Raw genomic sequence first — 21,831 nt, forward strand, 5'->3', positions numbered from 1 at the left:
GCCGCCGGCTTTCCACCAAAGGCCGAGCGGCCCGGTCCGCTGCCGCGGGGTCGGCAACCCCCCAGTCGTCACCCCGCGGCAGACACCGGTCCACACTCAGCTACGCCTACCCGGAACGGCCAAGAATATGGGGGCTGAGTACCCATGCCCGGGCCCTGTCCCCGATGGCAGCCTGAGCCCGTGCTCAACTCAGCGACCGCGGGAAAAGCCCGGATCAGCCAGCGTGAGACCTGGTGGTCCGCGGGCGTCCGGCCGCACGAGTTGACCCACTCCGCGCCGGCCTGGGCCGAGTACGTGGAGCGCAGTACCTCTCTCCCACCGAGCGCGCCTGCCGCCGGTCGAGACCCTGCAGGGACCGGTGTCATTGGCGGCTACACGTCAGGTGGAGCGGCCACGACAGCGGATGGGTCCGGCACGGACTGGCGGCAGGCGCTCATGCGTTGCCTGCAACCACTGCTGGACTCGGCTCGCCGGGATCTCGCCGTGGCCGGGCACACCGGCGTACTCGCCGAGCAGTTCCTGCAGCGGCTAGGACTCCGCCTGGTGAAGCTGGCTGCCCGCACGCTGGTCCTGGAGCTCGCCCGGGCCCGGGACCGCGGTGAGCTGGCCGGCGACACCCCGGCCGCAAGGTTCCTCGACTTCACCCACCGGCTCGTCGGAGGGAGCGAGCTGGCGGAGTTCCTGGCCGCGTACCCGGTGCTGGCCCGGGTCCTGGGCGAGTCGTGCCGACAGGGAGTCGAGGGCCACCTCGAGCTGCTGGCACGGCTCGCCGAGGACCGTGAGCCACTCGTCGCCGGGCTGCTGGACGGCCGCGACCCCGGTGCGCTGACCTCGATCGACCCCGGGGGCGACCCCCATCGGGGCGGTCGGTGCACCGCGATCCTCACCTTCGCGGACGGTCGGCGGCTGGTCTACAAGCCCCGGCCGCTGGAGCTCCACCAGCACTTCAACGCCTTCGTGGACTGGCTGAACGCCAAGTCCGGCTTGGGCATCCGCACGGTTCGCCTGCTCACCCGCGACGGCTACGGATGGCTCGAGTACGTGGTCCACGAGCCGTGCGACGACTTTGCCGGCGTACGGCGGTTCTACCAGCGGCAAGGTGCCTTGCTGGCGCTGCTGTACGTGCTCGACGGCACCGACATGCACTTCGAGAACCTCATCGCCGCCGGCGATCAGCCGGTGCTGGTCGATGTCGAGACGCTGTTCCACCCCAGTCGCCGTCCGGTGACCGCGTTGAGTCACGATCCGGCGTACCACTCGCTGATCGGCTCCGTGTACCGCACGGCGCTGCTTCCGCTGCTCGTGTCGGGTGAGTACGGCGTTTCCGACGTGTCCGGGCTCGGCGGCGACGCCGACTCGACGGTGTCGACGAGCGTGGTCGACTGGGCGGACGCCGGGCTGGACTCGATGCATCTCGTCCGCCGTCCCGGACAGACGCAGAGCGCCGCCAATCGGCCGATGCTGGACGGGGCGACGATCGAGCCGCGTGAGCACGAGATCGCTGTGCTCACAGGGTTTCGGGCCGCGTATGAGGCGATTGCCCGGCACCGTGACGAGTTCCTCGGACCGGAGGGACTGCTGGCGCAGTGCGCCTCGGACCAGCTCCGGTTCGTACCGCGCAGCACCAGCCTGTACACCAGTCTGCTGGACGAGTCGACCCATCCGGACGCACTGCGTGACGCGGCCGGCCGGAGTCAGCTGCTCGACCTGCTGTGGGATGCGGACGAGTCGTTGCACGCGATCGCGCCGTACGAGCTGGCCGACCTGTGGGCAGGCGACGTACCGCTGTTCACCGCTCGCCCCGACAGCAGGGACGTGTGGGCATCGGATGGCACCCGGATCGCCGATGTCCTTGCAAATACAGGGCTTTCGGAGGTCGAAGCGAAGATCGCAAGCCTCGGCGACGTCGACGAGCATCGGCAGACCTGGCTGATCTCCGCGTCTCTCGCGACCCGTCCGGAGCCGATCAAGCACGTCAGTACGAAGACCCGGCAACATCTGGGCACGACCGAGGCAGACCCCGGTCAACTGCTCGCGGCCGCCACCGACATCGCCGACGAGATCGTCGCGCAGGTGATCGGCGAAACCGGCGGTGCGGCCAACTGGCTCGGTCTGGAGCTGCTCGACGATCACCACTGGGCTGTGCGTTCCATGGGCGCCGGCCTCTCGAACGGCTACACCGGTACGGCGCTCTTCCTCGCACAGGTCGGCGTCATCACCGGAGCCGACAGGTACTGCGAGCTGGCGCGCGACGCGATCCGTCCGATCCCGCAGCTGCTCGAAGCGCTCGCCGGTGACCTTGAGTCGGCTCAACTCGTCGGATCGGGCTTCCACGGACTCGGTGGCATCAGCTACGGCCTGGACCGGCTGAGCACCCTCCTCGGCGACACCGACCTGACCAGCTGGCTGACAGCGTCGCTCGAGCTCACCGAGCAGCTCGTGCCGGACCCCACCGCCTTCCCGTCGTACGTCGACGGCGCGGCCGGCGGACTGGCCGCAATGCAAGCAATAACAGGACTTCCGGCCGCCGACCGACTGGCCGAGCGGTACGCGAATCACCTGGTGACCACAGTCGAGAGCGGCCTCCGTGGCCGAGTAGCAGCGGACCACGGCTTCGCTCGCGGCTTCCAGGGAATCGCATGGTCCCTCGGGCAGTACGGCGTACCTGGTGACAGGTACCTGGATGCCGCCCGGACAGCAGCCGACCTGGACCGGCGGAACGCACCCGCCGGCCACAGCTGGTGTTCGGGCGACGCCGGGACAGCGCTCGCCCGGTCGGCGGCCGGAGTACCAGCGGATCTCGACAGCTATCTGAGGGCCGCGGCAAAGCGCCCGGTGCTCGCCGATCTGAGTCTGTGCCACGGCGAGCTCGGGGCGGTGGAGTCACTGATGTGGCTCGCCGGACGTGAGTACCCAACTGCAGAGGCGGTACGGCGACGTCGTGCCGGGTTGGTGCTCGCGGCAGTACAGCAGTACGGACCGCAGTGTGGAACACCACGCGCCGTACCGTCTCCAGGCCTGCTGACCGGTCTGGCAGGGATCGGCTACGGAGTACTCCGCCTTGCATTCCCCGAACGGGTTTCGTCCGTGCTGTTGCTCGAACCAACCGCCGGGTCGAGGTGTGGCACAGCACCAAAGCCCACACAGTGACAGGGGAACAGCATGACCGCCCAGCAGCACCACGATGTTCAGCACGAAACTCCGGTGGACCAGCAGTTCGCGGCGCCGGACCGCACCGATCCAGCCGGCCCGATCACGGTGCCGAAGCGTTACAGGATCGCCGCCCGCGCGATGGCCCTGTTCGGCATCGTCGGCGTCAGCACCATGGCAGTGACCGTCATGGCGCCCAACGGCCTCCCGTGGGTCGTCGGCGGCTGAGCTACCGCCGACAGCAGCGAACGTTTGATGGAGTGGCCGGCTGCCCTTTGTGGGCGGTCGGCCCTCGGTCAGGCCCCTGCGGCGACAAGCATCAGTAGTTACAGTTGGCAACCATGCAGACCCGTTCGCCTATCGTGGTCGGCAGAGCCCTGGAGATCGACAGCCTTCACCGCCTGCTGGCCGGCGCCCGCGACGGTCGTGGCGGTGCGATCTTCCTGGTCGGCGAGCCCGGCATCGGAAAGAGCCGGCTGGCCGCGACCGCCACCACCGAGGCCCTCGACGCAGGCATGACGACGCTGCGCGGACGGGTCGCGGCGATCGGCACGATGGTTGCCTTCCGCCCGTTCACCGAGGCACTGCTGTCGTTGATCCGGCGCGGCGAGATGCCCACGACCGAAGGCCTCGGGCCGTACCAGCAGGTGCTCGGCCGGCTCGTTCCGGACTGGGACGACGGCACCGCGCACGACACCGCTGCGTCACCGGTCGTGCTCGGAGAGGCAATGCTGCGACTGCTGACCCTGGTCGGCCGCGATCACGGCTGCTTGCTCGTCCTCGAGGACCTGCACGGCTCCGACCCGGAGACGCTGGCCGTGATCGAGTATCTGCTCGACAACCTGGACGACCAGCCGATCGCGCTGGTCGCGACGCTGCGGCCCGAGACGTGCCCGGCGTACGAACTGGCACGGTTGTCGGCGCAGCGAGGTATCGCCGAACTGATCGAGCTGCCGCCGTTGGGGCAGAGCGAGGTCGCCGAGCTCGCCGCGGGGTGCCTGGAGGTTCCGGTCGACGGCGTGCCGGAACAGCTGACGGACCAGCTGTGGAACGACAGCGCCGGAATCCCTTTCATCGTTGAGGAACTGCTGCAGGAGGCGAACCGCAGCGGACAACTGGTGTCCGGGCCGGACGGCAGCGTCCAGGTCGTCGACGACCTGCACACGAACGTCCCGGCGGCGGTGGTGCGCAGTATCAGCAGCCGTACCGCGCAACTCGGCCCGCAGTCGCGGGACATCCTCGTGCTGGCCGCGGTGATCGGGCACCGGTTCCCGCTGAGCATCGTCCGCGCGGCGACCGGGACGGACGAACGTTTGCTGCTGGCCACGCTCCGGGCCGGCGTGGCCGCCCAGCTGGTCGGTCCGGACGAGCCGGCGCCGGACTGGTACGCGTTCCGGCACCCGCTCACCGCCGAGTCGCTGCTCGCCGGGCTGACGCCGACCGAACGCTCCGCCTTGGCCCGCCGGTGCGCGGACGCCGTCGAGGAACTGCATCCGGGACTGCCCGGCGAGTGGTGCCCGATGGTCGCCGAACTCGCCGAGACCGGTGGGGACACCGTCCGCGCCGGCCGATTGTTCGCACTCGCCGGCCGGCGATCGTTCGACGACGGCTCGACCGGGTCGGCGGCCAACCTGCTGGACCGCGCGAACACCTTGTTGGCAGCCGATCCCGACATCGGCCACCGGGCCGACGTGCTCGGCGCCCTGCTGCTCGCACTCAGCGCGACCGGAGGTTTCGAGCAGCTGGCCGTGCACGCCGCCACCGTCGACGAACTGGCCGACCGCAATCTCGACAGCCGCAAGGTCGCCGCGCTGCACGTCCAGCTCGCGAACGCGGAGATGGTCGCCGGCCGCTGGGCGGCCGCGCTCCAGCATGTCGCGACCGCCCGGTCGCTGCTCGGCAGCGACGCCGGCGACGCCGACCTCGCGCCGATCGACGTGGTCGCCGCCAACCTCGAGTTCGCCCGGACGAACCCCGGCCGGCTGAAGGGCGCCACCGAGCTGGCCACCCGCGCCGCCGCGGCGGCCGAACGCGCCGAGCTGCCCGAGGTGGCGTGCGAAGCCCTGCAACTGCTGGGCATCCTGGCCCGCGAGCACGACCTCGACCGGTCGATCGACTACTTCCACCGGGCCCGGCAGATCGCCGAGGACCACGGGATGACGCTCCAGCGGGTCGTCTCGCACATCCTCCAGTCGGTCAGCCTCTACCTTGCCGACGGCAGCATCGTCGAGCTGGAGCGATCCCGGCAGCAGGCGCTCCGGATCGGCGCCGTCACGCTGGTGTACGACGTGGACGGCATGCTCGGCCAGCAGCTGATTCTTCAGTCCGACTACGCGCGCGCCGCCGAGATCATCGACGAGTGCGTCGAGGTCACCCGGCGGATGCGGCTCGGCCGGTCGGCGACGTTCTTCCTGGCGACCAAGGCGATCCTGGAGGCTCACCAGGGCCGCAGGTCCGCGATGGAGTCGACGCTGGCCGAGATCGCGAACTGGGGCGGCGAGCGAGCGTCGTACGAGCTGCCGTACTCCTACGGCCTGGCCCGGACGTTCTGCGCACTCCTGGAGGAGAACCGCGAGCTCGCCGACTCCGAGCTGGCGCAGGCGCTCGCGTACGACGCGCAGAACCCGACCACGTTCCACCTCTCCGGGAAGAACGGTCTGGCGCTACTGCTCGGCGTACTGTCCGGCCGCAACGGCTGGGCGCACTTCGAGGCGGTGACCGCGACCGCGGCGAGCGGGATGCGGTGGAACCACCAGTTCGTCCAGTTCGCGGAGGCCGTACTGCTCGGCCGGGACGGTCAGGTCGAAGCAGCCAACGCCAAGGTGCAGGAGGCGATGGAAACCGCATCGCTGTTCCCGCTGGCGCGGCACCTCGGTCTGCGCCTGGTCGCCGAGCCTGCCTACGCCGACGGCTGGGGTGATCCGGTCGCGTGGCTGCGGCTGGCCGAGGACTACTTCCACATCGCGGGCATCCAGGCCGTGGCGAGTGCTTGCCGCGGTCTGATGCGGCAGCTCGGCGCGACCGTCTCCCAGCGCCGCAACGGATCCGAACTGGTGCCGGCGTACCTGCGGCAGCTGGGGATCACCACGCGTGAGTACGAGGTCTGCCGGCTGCTGGTGGACCGGATCGGGAACAAGTCGATCGCGTCCCGGCTGCACATCTCGCCACGGACGGTCGAGAAACACGTGGCCAGTCTGATGACCAAGACACAGCAACCGGACCGGGAGGCCTTGAGCAGTTTCGCCCGAACGGTTTTTCAGGACTGAACGGGTCCGATTCCGGGCAGCGACGCGTGTGCTGGGACATCTGACACCTGATGGGTGATAGTTGTCGACTCACGCATCGGACTCCGCCAACCGACGCGTCAATTGGACAGTATTTACGAACGCTCGCTATCTATACTGTGCGGGTGGCAGGCAAGGGGTCGGACATGAGCAAGGGAACGGTCGGCGGCGGCGGTACGACGATGCTGCGGCGGATCAATGTCGCCTCGGTCCTGGATGCGGTCCGACGATCCGCGCCGGCACCGTTGCGCGTCGCTGAGCTGGTCGAGCGGACCGGGCTGGCCAGACCGACGGTCGCGCAGGCCGTCGACGAGCTGCTCGACGCCGGCTGGCTGCAGCAGCACGGCCCCGACTCCGCCGACCGATCACTCGGTCGCCCGGCCATCCGCGTCTCGCTGCGCGGCCGCGCCGCGCCGGTGCTCGGCCTGGACGTCGGCCCGCACCGCGTGACCGTAGGCGTCTCCGACCTGGCCGGCCGCAAGCTGTCCCTGGTGCGGCGCTCCGGCCCGGGCTGGACCGCACAAGAGCTGCTCGGCGTCATCGGCGAGGTGATCACGGAGGCGCTCGCGGAGGCGGAGGTACCGGCCGAGGACGTCGCCGCGGCGGTCGCAGCGAGCCCCGGCATCGTCGACGAGCACACCGGCCGGGTCCAGCTGGTCCCCAGCGTTCCGGGCTGGTCGGCAATCGACCTGATCAAGCACGTCCGTGGCCTGCTCGACTGCCCGGTCATGCTGGACAACGACGCCAACCTGGCCGCGCTGGCGATCGCTGCCGCCCGCGGAGGCACCGGCACGCTGCTGGCGGTCCAGTGGGGCGAGCGGCTGGGTGCCGGCATAGTCATCGACGGCAGACTGCACCGTGGCACCGGAGCGGCCGGTGAGATCGGCTTCATCGCCACCGGTCCGGATGACGTGATCAACCCCGAGGACAGCCGCGGACCGCTGGAGCGCGCCGTCGGGTCGGAGGCGATCGCCGCCCTCGGCCGTCAGGCCGCGCTGGATCACCCGGAGTCGCGACTGGCCGAGCTGGGCGGTGACCAGCTGGACACTGCGGATGTCTTCGCCGCTGCGGCCGAGCGGGATCCGGTAGCTCAGGCAGTAGTGCAGCAGGTCGCCCGCGCGTTCGCCCGCGCCCTGGCTCCGTCGATCCTCGTCCTGGACCCGACGGCCGTGGTCATCGGTGGCGGTGTCGCCCGCGCCGGCGCAGTGCTACTGGACGCCATCTCCGACCAGCTGCGCCTGCTGACGCTCAACCACCCGAAGCTGGAGCTGTCCGCGCTGGCCGAGGACGCCGTGGTGACCGGTGCGATGCGGATGGCGCTGGACGAGGTGTGGCAGCGCAAGCTCCCCACCCCGGCGATGACCAGCACTACTTAGGCCCCTTCGCCCCGCAGGACCGCGGCGGCGATGGCGTCCGGGCGGTCCAGGTGGACGAGGTGCGCGGAGTCCGGCAGCACCTCGATCTCCCCGCCGAGTACGTCGGCCAGCCGGCGCTGGCCCGCCAGCCAGCGGGTCGCGGTGAAGCGTGAACTGCCGCCGGTCGCCACCAGCAACACGGTCGGAGCGAGCGCGCCGACCGGTCCGGCAGTCAGCTTGGACACCTCGGCGGCCAGCTCCCAGCTGCCGGCGAGCTCGTCCCAGAACAGCAGCCACGAGTTGGCCGCGCCGTACCGGGACCTCGCGGTTGCCTTCGACAACAGGTCGTGGTCGGACCGGCTGCCGACGCGGACACTCAGCCGCCGCAGCGCCGTACCGATGACCCGCGGCAGGCCGACTCGCCCGAGGAATCGAGCCACCGCCCGCACCGCCCTGTCACCACGGCTGCCCGGGTAGAACGCACGCCACCCGGTCTCCGAGGTCAGGCTGGTGTCGACAAGCACCAACCGGGTCACCTCGAGCGGCCGCGTCAGCGCCCAGCGCAGTACGGCGAGCCCTCCGATCGAGTGCCCGACCAGTCCGATCTCCGCGTCGTGCGGTACGTCGGCAGCCGCCCGCAACGCGTCCACGTCGGACGTGATCGGCGTACGCCACGGATCGATCACGCGGACGTCCTCGTCCGGCAACAGCTCGACGACCCGGGCGAACTCCTCCGGAGTCTCGGCCAGGCCGGGCACCACGATCCAGATCACTGTCATCGAGACAAAGCTTGCCTCAGACCTGGTAGCAAAGTCCCCAGGAATAAACAGAACAGGAGCGTGGAGACCCGCTGGAGGATGCCCGGCGCGGCTACCTCCGCACCGCTCAGCGTCTCGAACGCGACCACGGACCCGAGCCAGACCTGAGTGACCAGGACTCCACCAGCGAGTACGGCGACCATCCTGCCTCTCCGGCCGTGGCGGCGCAGTACGAGCAGCACGAAGACGGCCATCGCAATGGTGCCGACGCCCGCGATGGTCGACGTTGCCTCGTGCAGTACCAACGCACCGCCGGCCTGACCGTTCGCTTGGCAGGCCGCACTGGCCGACGGCGCGCAGTCCATCGGTGAGAACGAGTCGAACATCGTGCCGACGGCGAAGACCGCAGTACCGATCAGCAACCCGGCCAGCTCACGACTCCGGCGGGCGAGCAGGACCGCGACCAACGTCAGCACGCTGCTGGACAGGTCCATCGCCCGCGCGTACAGACTGGTCGACTGGTCCCGTGCGCCGAGCTCGCTGAGGAAGGAAGTGCGGACGTCCAGCGGGAAGCCGGCCGCCGCCTCCAGCAGCAGGCTGCAGTAGAGCACGGCGGCGGCAATCAGCAGGTTGCGGACCAGCCGGTACGGGACGGCGACCATGTTCGTCAGCGTGGCATGACAACCAAAGTATTGGCTGTGGCGTCAGGGGTACGGTCGGGGTAGTGCTAGGTCGACCGAAGTCTCACGGAACTAATGGGATGATCGGCTGGTGCGGTCGGAACAAACAGCAGTGATACCGGTGTGGCAGCACCGTTCCGCGGTCTGGGTGGGCCGCGTCGTCGTGCTCGCCTCCGTCTGGTCGTTCCTCGCCATTCCGCTGCACATCGGCGCCCCGGTCCTCGTCAAGCACGTCGACATGGCGTTCGACTTCGTCGGCATCCCGGCCGGGCACACGATCTTCTCCGCCGTCTACCTCGCGGTGGTCGGCAGCGCATTGCTGCGCGGTAAGCGAGCCGCCCTGCTGTGGGTGCTCTGGGTCTTCGAGGCGCTCTGGCTCTTCGGTCTGACCGCGTACATCGCATTCAGCTCCGTCCGGCTGAGCAACCCTGGCAGCACCGAGTTGCTGTCCGATCTCGACCGCACCACCGTGCAGGATCTCGAGTGGGCGATCGTCCAGTGGGTCGTCGTAGCCGCGCTGATCGTGCTGTTGTGGAAGATCCGCGGCGCTTTCCCGGCCCGTCTCGCCCCCGGTACCCGCCGGCTCGCGGTCGGCGCCCTGGTGTTCGGCATGCTGATCTCGATCGCGGTCAGCGTCACCCTCACCCAGATCTTCCCGCGGACACTGAGCGGTCAGCGACAGAAGATCGGCTGGGCGATCATCGCCGCCCTCGGCCAGTCCCGCAGCAAGCTGGGCGGTCACGAGGGCCACGGCTGGATCGGCCTGACCGTCGGCGCGATCTCGGCGGCCTCGCTGGTGGTCGCGTTCTGGATCTTCCTCCGCTCGGTCCAACGAGTCCGGTACCTGACGCAGCCCGAAGAGCTCGGCGTACGACGGCTCCTGCTGCTGCACGGCGAGCGGGACTCTCTCGGGTACTTCGCCACCCGCCGCGACAAGGCCGTCGTGTTCTCGCCTGACAACGAGGCCGCGATCGCCTACCGGGTGGTGAACGGCGTCAGCCTGGCCAGCGGGGACCCGCTCGGCGATCCGGTCGCCTGGCCGGCCGCGATCCAGCGCTGGCTCGCCGAGGCCCGGAGGTACGGCTGGTCCCCCGCGGTCCTGTCGGCCAGCGAGGAGGCAGCGCAGGCGTACGTCGACGCGGGCCTGCGCGCGTTGTCGATGGGCGACGAGGCGATCATCGACGTCGCGGACTTCACACTCGAGGGCCGGACGATGCGCCCCGTCCGCCAGGCGGTGACGCGGGTCCAGCGGGCCGGCTACCACGCGGAGGTCGTGCGGCACGGAGACCTCTCGCCGCAGACGCTGGCGCAGTACGTGCATCTGGCCGAGAGGTGGCGGGGCGCGCGGACCGAGCGCGGATTCTCGATGGCCCTCGGGCGGCTCGGCGATCCGGCCGACGCGCGGTGCGTGATGGTCATCGCGCGCGACGCGGACGGCGTCGTCCGCGGGCTGCTGTCGTTCGTGCCGTGGGGCGTGCGGGGTGTGTCGCTGGACCTGATGCGGCGCGATCCCGAGTCCGCGAACGGCCTGATGGAGTTCATGGTCACCTCGCTGATCGAGGCGTCCGGCGATCTCGGCCTCCACCGGATCTCCCTGAACTTCGCAATGTTCCGGGAGATCTTCAGCGACGCCGAGCGGGTCGGCGCCGGTCCGGTCCTGCGCCTGACGAACGCGTTGCTCACAGGAGCCTCGCGCTTCTGGCAACTGGAGAGCCTGTACCAGTCGAACGAGAAGTACCTGCCACGCTGGTCACCGCGGCTGATGTGTTACTCGCGGGGCGCGTCGCTGGCCCAGGTGGTGCTGGCGGCCGGGACCGCGGAAGGCTTCCTGCCGGCGCCGCGGCCGTGGACCCGGGTCGACAGTGTCGAGACGGCGGAGCGGCACGCGATCATGGCGGCGGACGGACGGGCGTTCGCGAAGGCCGCACACGAGCAGGAGGAGGAGCTGCTACGACCGGCGTTGCCGGAGCGGAAGCTGACCGAGCAGGAGCAGATCCGGCGGGCCAAGCTGACCGAGCTTGTTGCAGCGGGCATCGATCCGTACCCGGTGAGCGTGCCGCGGACCGAGACGCTGGAGCGCGTCCGGGAGCTGTACCCGAACCTCCCGCCGGACCATCACACCGATCACCTGGTGTCCGTGACCGGCCGGGTGACCCGGATGCGGGACCACGGCGGGCTCGCGTTCGCGCAACTGCAGGACGGGTTGACCCAGCTGCAGGTGATGTTCACGGCCGAGGCGTGCGGCGACGTACCGCTCGATCAGTGGCGGCGGCTCGTCGACATCGGTGACCACGTCAGCGTGACCGGCGAGGTGGTGACGAGCCGGCGCGGTGAGCTGTCGATCGCGGCGACGTCGTGGGTGATGGCCGCGAAGTGCCTGCATCCGTTGCCGGACAAGCGGAAGGGGTTCACCGACCCCGAGGCGCGGGTGCGGCAGCGGCACATCGACCTGGTGATGAACCCGGACTCGCTGCGGATGATGCAGCAGCGCAGCGCCGCCGTACGGGCCCTGCGCAACGGTTTCGAGGCGCGCGGGTTCATCGAGGTGGAGACGCCGATGCTGCAGGCGGTGCACGGCGGGGCGAACGCGCGGCCGTTCGCCACCCACATCAACGCCTACGACACCGAGCTGTTTCTCCGGATCGCGCCGGAGCTGTTCCTGAAGCGGCTCAGCGTCGGTGGGATGGGCAAGATCTTCGAGCTGAACCGGAACTTCCGCAACGAGGGCGCGGACGCGACCCACAACCCGGAGTTCACCTCGGTCGAGGCCTACCAGCCGTACGCCGACTACCACGTGATGCGCGAGCTCACCCGCGAGCTGCTGATCGAGGCCGCGACCGCGGTCTTCGGCAAGCCGGTGGTACGCCGCGCCGACGACGAGATCGACATCTCCGGCGAGTGGCCCGTCGTCACCGTCCACGACGCCGTCGGCCAGGCGGCCGGTGTGGACCTCGATACGGACACCCCGGTCGAGCGACTGCGTGAGATCTGCGCGGAGCACGGAGTCCACACGACGTTCGAAATGTCGGCCGGTGAGCTGGTGCTGGAGCTGTACGACGAGCTCGTCGAGCCGAACACCGCGTTCCCGACGTTCTACACCGACTTCCCGCTGGAGACCTCGCCGCTGACCCGCAACCACCGCTCCGATCCACGGCTCGCGGAACGCTGGGATCTGGTTGCTTTCGGCGCCGAGATCGGTACGGCGTACTCCGAGCTGGTCGACCCGGTCGAACAGCGGCGCCGCCTGACCGAGCAGTCCCTGAAGGCTGCCGCGGGCGACCCCGAGGCGATGTCGCTCGACGAGGACTTCCTGTCCGCACTCGAGTACGCGATGCCGCCGACCGGTGGTCTGGGGATCGGCGTCGACCGGGTGATGATGATGCTCACCGGCCAGAACATCCGCAGCACGTTGGCGTTCCCGTTCGTTCGTCCCGCTGCTAGGGACTGACAGGTACTCTTGCTGCTTCAGGGGTGAGGGACCTGGGGGGTAGGGGATGAGGCGCTGGGCTGCGCTCTGCGTGGGGGTGTGCTTACTGGCGGGCTGTGGTGCAAAGGCGGACTCTTCGCCGAGTCCCGTGGCACCGTCTCCGAGCAGTGCTGCGCCCGCGCCGGCATCATCGGTTCCGCCGGCGGAACCGATGGGTACGGCGGCGTACCAGGCCGAACTGACCCGGATCGACCAAGTGCTGGCCGGTCCCGCGCAACGACTGACCAGGGTCCGCACAGCCGAGGGTTTGAGTGACGCCATGAACACTCTGGCGGAATCGCTCAACACGGTCTCGATCCGCCTGGCCGCCATCACGGTGACTTCACGTCTGACCGCCGTACACGGGTTGCTGCTGGTGCGGATCGGCGTGGCGGCCACGCAGCTGACGGGCCTGGCCTCGGAGACCGAGGACGACGCGCGGTGCGGCGGAGTCGCGTACACGTCGCAGAAGGTCCAGCGTCAGCTACGCACCGACCTCAGTTCCGCACTCGTGATGCTGCAGCGGATGAAGCTGACGTTCGGCAAGACGCTGCCCAACCCGGGCCCCGCTCCCGAACTGGTACGCCCGGACAACGGTGACGTCCTGGTCCGACGAGGCCCGAACGGATCGGGACAGCTCAAGATCACCAACGGCACGGCGAAGGACGTCGCGGTCTCGGTCGTCACCGACGGCCAGCCGCCCGGCAGCCCGCAGGTGATGGTGTACATCCAGGCGACGAAGTCCACCACCGTGAACAAGATCAGCGGTGCCTACCACCTCTACTTCAAGAGCGGCACGGACTGGGACCCGGACCGGCGCAAGTTCCGCTCGGACTGCGCGTTCAAGAAGTTCGACCAGACCTTCGGCCGCAACCAGGGCTGGCAGGTCAACCTCCAGCCCATGCCCAGCGGCAACGCCGACACCACCGAGGTCGAGGCCTACTGAGCTACAGGCCCAGCTTGTCCAGCAGGGAGCCCAGGAGGCCGCCCAGTCCGCCGCCGTTGCCGGGGTCATCGGGTTCGTCCGGCGTGGTGGGCGGGGCGGTCGGAGTGGTGCTGGTCGGCGGCGGCTCGGTCGGCCTGGATGTCGTCGGACGGCCGCTGGGAGTGCTGGTCGGGCGGGTTGTCGGCGCAGTGGTCGACGCAGTGGGCGGCACGGTCGGTGGCCGCTCGGTCACCGGTGCCGTCGGGCCGGTCGTCTCCACGATCTGCGGGGTCGGAGTGCCCACGGTGATCGAGGGGTCGCGCGTGGTCGTGAACCCGGTCGGCAGCTGGATCTCACCAGGCTTGGTTGCTGTCGGCAACTGCGTCGGCACGGCAGTGGGCAGGGTGCCCGGGCTCGGCGTCGCGGTCCGCGGGACGGCCGGCAGGTTCTGGCTCGGCCGGCCGGGCTCCAGGCCGGCGACCGGACTGGCCGGCTGCGGGCCACCGGCGCGGAAACCGAGATAGGCCAGCACGCAGCAACCAGCCAGCAGTACGCAGGCGCCGGCGGCGGCCTGACGGCGGCGCCGCGGATTCTGCCAGGGCGGGCGGCGGGAGGCCGAGACAGACATCGGTTTCACAGTGCCCGCAGATTATCGGCCCAAGAGTCGATTCAAACAGCCCTTGGAAGAAATTCCACGAAAGGACTTCATATTCTAGTAATTGCAAACCAATACGCGACCGTAGGAATGCAGTGTGTTAGCTGACGGCTCAGGTCAGGGCCTGCAGCCCGATGACGGACAGCAGCCGGAGCTTCTCGGCCGCCTCGGTGTTCGGCTCGGCCGTGTACACGACAAGGCGCAGATCGCTGCCCGGGACCGCGAGGACATCGCAGTCGATCGTGAACGCGCCGACCTCGGGATGCTGGATCGTCTTCCGCTCGGACCGATGGAAGCCGACGACCGGCTGGTCCCACAGCCGCGCGAAGCCGTCGTACCGGGTGCGCAGCTCGTCGATGAGCGCCTGGAGATCCGCGTCGTGCGGATAGCGCGCGAGCGACGCGCGCAGATCCGTCACCATCGCGATCCGGAAGTCCCGCTGCTGCTCCGGTGTCTGTACGACGCGATCGCCGGGCGCCACGAAGTGCCGGTAGACGATGTTGCGCCATCGCCCGTGCCACTGCGACGGGTCGCCGATCATGGCAGCGAACAGCGAGTTCCACGTGATCGCGGTCCAGGCGGCGTCGCACACACACAGCGGTGCCCCGTCCAACTGGTCGACGATCCGCTGCACACCGGGCGGGATGTACGCCGACACGCGCCCGGGTGACGGCTCCACCTCGCCGGCGAGCACGAACAGATGGTTGCGCTCGGCATCGGACAGCCGGAGCGCCCGCGCCAGTGCGGTCAGCACCTGCACGGACGGCGAGTCCGATCGGCCCTGCTCGAGCCGGACGATGTAGTCGACCGACAACCCGGCGAGCTGCGCCAGCTCCTCGCGTCGTAGTCCGGGCGCCCGACGTCTCCCGCCCGCCGGCAGACCGGCCTGCTCCGGCGTCACCCGATCGCGCCAGGCGTGCAGCGTCCTCCCGAGCTCACCCATGCCTCCAGTATTCCGCGCCCGCTCCGCATCAGCCTGGTACTGCCATTCCCTAGGACATCGCGGGTACTACCTCCTGCACACCCGTGACGAGAGGGTGAAGGCATGACCACGACACTCATCACCGGGGCGAACAGAGGCCTCGGCTACGAAACCGCCCGGCAGCTGATTGCGGCCGGACACACCGTCTACCTCGGCGCCCGCGACCCGGAGCGCGGCAAGCAGGCGGCCGCTGACCTCGGCGCGCTGTACCTGCAGCTGGATGTCACGAGCGACGAATCCGTCGACGCGGCGGCGGAACAGCTGGACTCACTCGACGTGCTGATCAACAACGCCGGCATCCCCGGTCCGCACAAGGAAGTCCGCGACCTGACCGCGGACGACTTCCACCAGGTCTTCGACCTGAACGTGTACGGCCCGGTGCGGATGATCCGCCGGTTCCTGCCGTTGCTCGAGCGCAGCGACAACCCGGTCGTCGTCAACGTCTCCAGCGGCCTCGGCTCGATCGCCACCGCCGTGGATCCGGACGCGGTCAGCACAGTGCCCGTCTGGGTGCCGGCTCCGGCGTACGGCGCCTCGAAGGCAGCGCTCAACATGCTGACCGTGCAGTACGCGCGCCAACTGCCCGGACTGCGGATCAACACCGTCGACCCGGGCTACACCGCGACCGACTTCAACGGCCGCACCGGTTACCAGACGGTCGAGGAGGGCGCGGAGATCATCGTGCGACTCGCGACGATCGACCAGGACGGTCCAACGGCGGAGTACCTGAGCCTCCACGGCACGGTCCCCTGGTGATCAGCACTCGATGACGTTGACGGCCAGGCCGCCGCGCGACGTCTCCTTGTACTTGATCTTCATGTCGGCGCCGGTCTCGCGCATGGTCTTGATGACCTTGTCGAGCGTGACCACGTGCACGCCGTCGCCGTGCATCGCCATCCGGGCGGCGTTGATCGCCTTCACCGACGCCATCGCGTTCCGCTCGATGCACGGGATCTGCACCAGCCCGCCGACCGGGTCACAGGTCAGTCCGAGGTTGTGCTCCATCGCGATCTCGGCGGCGTTCTCGACCTGTTGCGGCGTACCGCCGAGGACCTCGCACAGGCCGGCGGCGGCCATCGAGCAGGCGGACCCGACCTCGCCCTGGCAGCCGACCTCGGCGCCGGAGATCGACGCGTTCTCCTTGTACAGCACGCCGATCGCGCCGGCGGTCAGCAGGAACCGGACGGCGCCGTCCTCGGTGGAACCGGGCACGAAGCGCCGGTAGTAGTGCAGTACGGCGGGAATGATGCCCGCGGCACCGTTCGTCGGCGCGGTGACGATCCGGCCGCCGGAGGCGTTCTGCTCGTTCACCGCGAGGGCGAACAGGTTGACCCAGTCCATCACCTTGAGCGGATCCACCGACCAGGGGTCCTGGGTGAGCTTGGTGTGCAAGGCGTGCGCCCGGCGCGGCACCTTGAGGCCGCCCGGCAGGATCCCCTCGGTCTCACAGCCCTCGCGGACACAGTCCTGCATCACCTGCCAGATGTGCAGCAGGCCGGTGCGGATCTCGTCCTCGGTCCGCCAGGCCAGCTCGTTCGCGAGCATCACCTCGCTGATCGACAGCTGGGACTCGCGGCACCGTTCGAGCAGCTCGGCGCCGGTGGTGAACGGGTACTTCAGCGGAGTGGTGTCCGGCACGATCCGGTCGCCCGCGGCGGCGTTCTCGTCGACGACGAAGCCACCGCCGACCGAGTAGTACGTGCGCTCCCGCAGTACTGCGCCGGCGGCGTCGCGGGCGACGAACATCATCCCGTTCGGGTGGTACGGGAGGGCCTTGCGGCGGTGCATGACCAGGTCGGCGTTCTCGTCGAACGCGATCTCGTGGTCGCCGGCCAGCACGATCCGGCCGCGCTCGCGGATCGTCTCGACCCGGGCATCGACCGAGTGCGTGACGACAGTCTCGGGGTCGGCGCCCTCGAGACCGAGCAGGACCGCCTTGTTGCTGCCGTGGCCGTGCCCGGTGGCCCCGAGCGAACCGAAGAGCTGGGCCTCGACCCGCGTCGTCGCGGCCAGCAGGCCGTCGGCGGCGAGGCCGAGTGCGAAGGTGCGGGCGGCGCGCATCGGTCCCACGGTGTGGGAGCTCGACGGGCCGATCCCGATACTGAACAGGTCGAAGACGCTGATCGCCATCGTGTGGAGGTTCCTTCCGGTCGTCGTTGACCGTTTGGTGTCCTCCCCGCTCTGTCAGACGGACGTCTTCCAGAGGTGCCTCGCCCGCGCGGTGAAGGTGCCTGAGAGATTCTTGGGGAGAGTTGCTCCTACGGCGCCCGAGTCAGGCCCGGGGCTCTCCCGCACGGGTTCATGCGGCTGTTGAGTTGAGTGACGCTGTGGACGGTACGGCGCTGCGGCTGTCAACGTCAATCCGGCCCGGCCGCCCCTAACGAACCCTCAAGGTCCGTTGGGGGGCACGCGGGGTTCGTCCCTGATGCCGGTAGCAAGCGATTGCCGAAGGATCGAACGTATGACGTTCATCCGACGCGCCCTGGCCGGCGCCGTAGTACTCGGCGTCGCAGCGGCCGGACTGACCACCGCCGCCTCCGCGACCAGCCCGCAAGTCCACTGGACCGACTGCCAACCCGAGGGCGACGACGATCCCGCGGTGGTGAAGGGCTCGCAGTGCGCGACGCTCCAACTGCCCGTCGACTGGCGGAACCCGGGCGGACCGACGTTCGGCCTGGCGATCGCCCGCCGTACCGCGAAAGGCGACCGGATCGGCGTCCTGGTGTTCGGGCCGGGTGGGCCCGGAGACTCCGGCGTCGACCGGATCAAGACCGGGATGAGCCGGTTCAGCGCGAACCTCCAGGACCGCTTCGACATCGTCAGCTTCGACCCGCGGGGTGTGGCTCGCAGCAATCCGGTGCAGTGCTCGGCCGCACTGCTCGCCGAGCAGCCGTCGCCGATCATCACCAGCAAGGCCGACTTCACCGCGACGATCAGCTACAACCGGCAGCTCGCCACGGACTGCCGCGAGCACACCGGTCCGCTCTACGACCACATCGACACCTGGCAGACAGTTCGTGACGTCGACGCGGTACGCCGGGCGCTCGGTGAGTCCACGATCTCGTTCCACGGCAGCTCGTACGGGACGCTGCTCGGTGCGCAGTATGCCGAGACGTACCCGAACCGGGTCCGCGCGATGGTGGTGGAGAGCGTGATCGACCACGGCTCACCTACTACGAAGAGCTTCCTCGACGTCCAGGCGTCCGCGGCGCAGGACTCGTTCGACGAGTTCGTGAAGTGGTGTGACGCGTCGACAAGCTGCGTGCTCCATGGCCGCGACATTCATGCTCTGTGGGCAGATCTGCTGGCGCGGTCGAGTGATCCGTTCAAGTTGAGCTTCCAGGTGTTCCGACTGCTCTACGACCCGGAGTGGTCCGCACTGGCCCAGACGCTGAAGGACCTCGAGACCCCGTCAGCAGCCGCCGTCCCGAGTGGGCTGGCGCAGAATCCGCTGGCCGTGTTCTGCCAGGACTGGAACCTTCCGGTGAAGGACTACCGCGAGTACGCCGCACACCTGCAGCGGCTCGCCCGGAACAACCCGGACATGCGGTACCCCGGTCAGCTGATGGCGGTGTCGATGTGTCTCGGTGCGCCGAAGGCGAACAACCCGCAGCACGTGCTGAAGGTGCACGGACTCAAGACGCCAGTGCTGCTCGCCAACGCGATCCACGACCCTGCGACGCCGTACCGCATGGCGCAGAGCGTGCAGCGTCAGCTCGGCCGGTCCGGCGTGCTGCTCACGTACGAAGGCTGGGGACACGGGAGCTACAACTCGAGCCCCTGCATGCAGACCACCATCGACGACTACCTGATCACGCGGGACGTACCGAAGCGCGGCAGCAGCTGCGCCGCCGTACCACCGGTTGGCTGAAGCTCAGACCGGTACGCCGGTGACTTCGAGGACGCGGTCGAGCTGGTCGCCACGGACCAGCCGGCCCGACATCAGCCGGAGCTCCCGGCAGGCGATCTCCAGTGCCTGCGACTGGGTCCGGCAGTTGTCGACGAACCAGAACGGGTCGTCGGGCTGCGGATCGTCGGCGTCGTCGATGTCGGCGTACCAGTGCCGGCTGCCGTAGTGCACTACTCGCACTCGTAGATTCATGCTGACTACTCCCCGTACCCAGGGATCCTGGGTCCCCCCTGGCCCCAGTCGGGGCCGCCTCGGCTGGGCGCGTGGGACGCGGCCCCCCACTAGCCACGCGCCCAGCCGAGTTCGACCCTCCCCCGCTCTGTACATCGTGCTGAGCTGGGAAGTGTTACTGGTTGTGACGCTTAATTTTGAGCGATCGCTTGATTACTTCAGGTGCGAGCGCGTCCACTGCTCCAGGCCGTCGGTGGTGATCGGAAGGTCCTCGGTCAGGATCTCCAGCCGGTCGGAGTGGACGACGACGTTGTCCTCGATCCGGATGCCGATGCCGCGCAGCTCCGGCGGGACGGTCTCGTCGTTCGGGTGGAAGTACAGCCCCGGCTCGACGGCGAGCGCCATCCCGGCCTCGATGGTGCCGGCGAAGTACGCCTCCGGCCGGGACGCGTCGCAGTCGTGGACGTCGAGGCCGATGTAGTGACCGGTCCCGCAGACGATGTACCTGCGGTGCTGCTGCCCGTCCGGGCCGAGCAGCTCGTCGATCGACGCCTCGAGCAGACCCCAGTCCCGCAGTCCTTCGGCCAGCACCCGCAGCGCCTCGTGCTGGAAGGCGCGGTACGGCGCTCCGACCTTGACTGCCTCGAGCGAGGCGAGCTGCGCCTTGTGCACCAGGTCGTGCACCTGCCGTTGCGCCGCGGTGTACTCGCCGGTGGCCGGGAACGTCCGGGTCACGTCGGCGGTGTACAGGGTGCGGGTCTCGACGCCGGCGTCCAGCAGGATCACGTCGCCCTCGTTCACCGGGCCGTCGTTGCGGACCCAGTGCAGCACCGGCGCGTGGTTGCCAGCAGCAACGATCGAGGCGTACCCGACGCCGTTGCCCGCGGTCCGCGCGCGCCGGTCGAAGGTGCCCTGCAACCAACGCTCGCCGCCGCCGCGGATCGCCTCGGGCAACTCGCTCGCGACGTCGCCGAACGCGAGCACACTGGCCGCGACCGCCTCGCGCAACTGGTCGAGCTCCCAGTCGTCCTTGATCCGGCGCAGCTCGGCGAGCGTCTGCCGCAGCGCGTTGCCGTCGGTCGGCGACGTCCGCACCAACGCGTCCAGCATCGGCTCGACACCGGGCACCGACAGCATGAACGGGACCGCGCCGCGCACCGCCGCGGGCAGCTCCTCGAGCGGGCGGCAGGCGATCTGCAGCGCGTCCGACCAGTCCTTCAACCCCGGCACCGGGCCGATCCACAGCTCACCGTCGCGGGCGTTCGCGAAGAAGTCCGCCTCGTCGGGGCCGGCCGTCTCGCGCAGGTACAGCGTCGCGTCGCCGTCGCCGGAGATCACCAGTACGGCGCCCTCGGCCTGGCAGCCGGTCAGCCAGACGAAGTCGCTGTCGGCGCGGAACTGGTAGTCGGTGTCGTTCGACCGGACCGGCGCCCGGCCGGCCGCGAGCGCGATCCGCCGTCCCGGCAGCGCCGCGGCGAGCTTCTGCCGGTGCTCGGCGGCCGCCTCGGCGAGGCCTTCCGGCACCGTCACCGAGCGGTCCACCGGCCCCCAGCCACGCGAGATGAAGTCCCGGAACCCCTTGGCGTCGATGGGGCGGTAGGACTTCGGCGTCTGGTCGGTCCGGGCGTCATCGGTCATGACTGTGCTCCCCTTTGCAGCTGACGGTTTGACTCATCAACTCAGGTTCTTGCAGGCATCCGCAAGCCCTTATCCCGGAACGCGGCGAGGATGCCGGCCTCGGAGTCGATCAGGTACTGATGCAGGTCCGCCGCGGCCTCGTCGTACTTGCGCGCCTCGAGCAGCTCGAACAGCCTGCGGTTCCGCTCGATGTACGGCTCGTGCAGCTCGCGCGGGGTCGCGATCACGTGGAAAAGGAGCCGCAGCTCCGCGAGCAGCCGGCCGGTCATCGCGTCCATCCGGGTGCTGTCGGCCAGACCGATCAGGTGCTGATGGAAGCGCATGTTCGCCGTACCGACCGCCGGCCAGCGGTCCGCGCGGGCAGCGGCCTCGGCGGCCTCGACGTCGTCCTGCAACGGCTCGAGCCGGCTCGCCGGCAGCTCCGGGTCACGATCGGCGAGACCGCGGACGACGTCCACCTCGAGGACCCGGCGAAGCCGGTAGAGGTCGACCACGTCGTGCTCGTCCAGCTCGGGGACGAACACCCCGCGGTGCAGCTTGTAGATCAGCAGCCCTTCGTGGGTCAGCAGCCGGAAGGCCTCGCGCAGCGTGTTCCGGCTGACCTCCAGGACCTCGGTCAGCTCGATCTCGGAGAGCTGGGCGCCGGGCGGCAACGCGCCTTCGGTGATACTGCGGCGCAGGATGTCGGCGGCCCGCTCTGCGGAGCTGCTCCGGTCCAGCCGCGCGACGTCGGCCGCGACGGTCCGCAGCCACACCTGCCGTTCGGTCTCGCCCCCACCCGTACTCATCTCCGCATCATCCCGCACCGGAGGGACGAGGAAAAGTAGAACAAGACTCTTGCAGGATTGTTGAACAAT

General features: G+C 69.4%; 16 protein-coding genes and 1 riboswitch. Of the genes, 8 read left to right on the plus strand and 8 right to left on the minus strand.

Annotated features, from left to right (window positions below; all coding sequences use genetic code 11):
* Positions 1-180: 180 nt before the first annotated feature.
* The 4 genes from OHA18_RS11335 to OHA18_RS11350 all read left to right on the plus strand — a co-directional run bounded on the left by OHA18_RS11335 (position 181) and on the right by OHA18_RS11350 (position 7,810).
* Positions 181-3,150, plus strand: a complete 2,970-nt coding sequence (locus OHA18_RS11335; protein ID WP_329003953.1) for a type 2 lanthipeptide synthetase LanM family protein — start codon at positions 181-183, stop codon at positions 3,148-3,150.
* Between the two features lie 12 nt (positions 3,151-3,162).
* Entirely contained in the window at positions 3,163-3,378 is a 216-nt protein-coding gene (locus tag OHA18_RS11340; protein WP_329003954.1) for a hypothetical protein, read from the plus strand.
* Between the two features lie 113 nt (positions 3,379-3,491).
* Positions 3,492-6,416, plus strand: coding sequence for a helix-turn-helix transcriptional regulator (locus OHA18_RS11345; protein WP_329003956.1), 2,925 nt, complete (start codon positions 3,492-3,494; stop codon positions 6,414-6,416).
* 164 nt (positions 6,417-6,580) lie between these two features.
* On the plus strand, positions 6,581-7,810 hold the full coding sequence (locus tag OHA18_RS11350; RefSeq protein WP_329003957.1) for an ROK family transcriptional regulator: 1,230 nt from the start codon (positions 6,581-6,583) through the stop codon (positions 7,808-7,810).
* On the opposite strand, the gene OHA18_RS11355 is transcribed toward OHA18_RS11350, so the two are convergent.
* Positions 7,807-8,568 carry an alpha/beta fold hydrolase gene (locus OHA18_RS11355; protein WP_329003958.1) on the minus strand — a complete coding sequence of 254 codons (762 nt, stop codon included), beginning with the start codon at positions 8,566-8,568 and terminating at the stop codon, positions 7,807-7,809. The two genes, OHA18_RS11350 and OHA18_RS11355, sit on opposite strands and share 4 nt — an antisense overlap.
* A complete protein-coding gene (locus OHA18_RS11360) occupies positions 8,565-9,209 on the minus strand; it encodes a DUF998 domain-containing protein (protein ID WP_329003960.1) in 645 nt (214 codons plus the stop codon). Before OHA18_RS11360 ends, OHA18_RS11355 begins: the two co-directional genes overlap by 4 nt.
* 139 nt (positions 9,210-9,348) lie before the next feature.
* Between OHA18_RS11360 and lysX the strand changes: the two genes are divergently transcribed.
* Both lysX and OHA18_RS11370 read left to right on the plus strand, forming a co-directional pair.
* The gene (lysX, locus tag OHA18_RS11365) at positions 9,349-12,675 is read left to right on the plus strand and encodes a bifunctional lysylphosphatidylglycerol synthetase/lysine--tRNA ligase LysX (protein WP_329003961.1); all 3,327 of its coding nucleotides are present in this window, start codon (positions 9,349-9,351) and stop codon (positions 12,673-12,675) included.
* A 298-nt stretch (positions 12,676-12,973) separates the two neighbouring features.
* Complete coding sequence (locus OHA18_RS11370; RefSeq protein WP_329003962.1) at positions 12,974-13,639, plus strand: hypothetical protein; 666 nt, start codon at positions 12,974-12,976, stop codon at positions 13,637-13,639.
* A 1-nt stretch (position 13,640) separates the two neighbouring features.
* Here OHA18_RS11370 and OHA18_RS11375 read toward each other — a convergent pair whose 3' ends face one another.
* Together OHA18_RS11375 and OHA18_RS11380 are read right to left on the minus strand one after the other, a co-directional pair.
* Positions 13,641-14,246, minus strand: coding sequence for a hypothetical protein (locus OHA18_RS11375; RefSeq protein ID WP_329003963.1), 606 nt, complete (start codon positions 14,244-14,246; stop codon positions 13,641-13,643).
* Positions 14,247-14,385: 139 nt separating this feature from the next.
* A complete protein-coding gene (locus OHA18_RS11380) occupies positions 14,386-15,216 on the minus strand; it encodes a helix-turn-helix transcriptional regulator (protein ID WP_329003964.1) in 831 nt (276 codons plus the stop codon).
* Positions 15,217-15,318: 102 nt separating this feature from the next.
* Between OHA18_RS11380 and OHA18_RS11385 the strand changes: the two genes are divergently transcribed.
* Positions 15,319-16,011: an SDR family NAD(P)-dependent oxidoreductase gene (locus OHA18_RS11385; RefSeq protein WP_329003966.1), complete on the plus strand. Its 693-nt coding sequence runs from the start codon at positions 15,319-15,321 to the stop codon at positions 16,009-16,011.
* On the opposite strand, the gene OHA18_RS11390 is transcribed toward OHA18_RS11385, so the two are convergent.
* A complete protein-coding gene (locus OHA18_RS11390) occupies positions 16,012-17,385 on the minus strand; it encodes an L-serine ammonia-lyase (protein ID WP_329003968.1) in 1,374 nt (457 codons plus the stop codon).
* Between the two features lie 79 nt (positions 17,386-17,464).
* A riboswitch (glycine riboswitch) is annotated at positions 17,465-17,557 on the minus strand.
* Between the two features lie 159 nt (positions 17,558-17,716).
* Between OHA18_RS11390 and OHA18_RS11395 the strand changes: the two genes are divergently transcribed.
* The gene (locus OHA18_RS11395; RefSeq protein WP_329003970.1) at positions 17,717-19,126 is read left to right on the plus strand and encodes an alpha/beta hydrolase; all 1,410 of its coding nucleotides are present in this window, start codon (positions 17,717-17,719) and stop codon (positions 19,124-19,126) included.
* A 3-nt stretch (positions 19,127-19,129) separates the two neighbouring features.
* Here the strand turns inward: OHA18_RS11395 and OHA18_RS11400 are convergent, their stop codons facing one another.
* From OHA18_RS11400 to OHA18_RS11410, 3 genes are all read right to left on the minus strand, one after another.
* Positions 19,130-19,357 (minus strand): hypothetical protein, encoded by a 228-nt coding sequence (locus OHA18_RS11400; RefSeq protein WP_329003971.1) that lies wholly within the window; start codon positions 19,355-19,357, stop codon positions 19,130-19,132.
* 192 nt (positions 19,358-19,549) lie between these two features.
* Positions 19,550-20,974 (minus strand): aminopeptidase P family protein, encoded by a 1,425-nt coding sequence (locus tag OHA18_RS11405; RefSeq protein ID WP_329003973.1) that lies wholly within the window; start codon positions 20,972-20,974, stop codon positions 19,550-19,552.
* A gap of 41 nt (positions 20,975-21,015) precedes the next feature.
* Entirely contained in the window at positions 21,016-21,762 is a 747-nt protein-coding gene (locus OHA18_RS11410) for a GntR family transcriptional regulator (protein ID WP_329003974.1), read from the minus strand.
* Positions 21,763-21,831: the final 69 nt, after the last annotated feature.

The organism is Kribbella sp. NBC_00709 (genome assembly GCF_036226565.1).
Taxonomy (GTDB): Bacteria; Actinomycetota; Actinomycetes; order Propionibacteriales; family Kribbellaceae; genus Kribbella.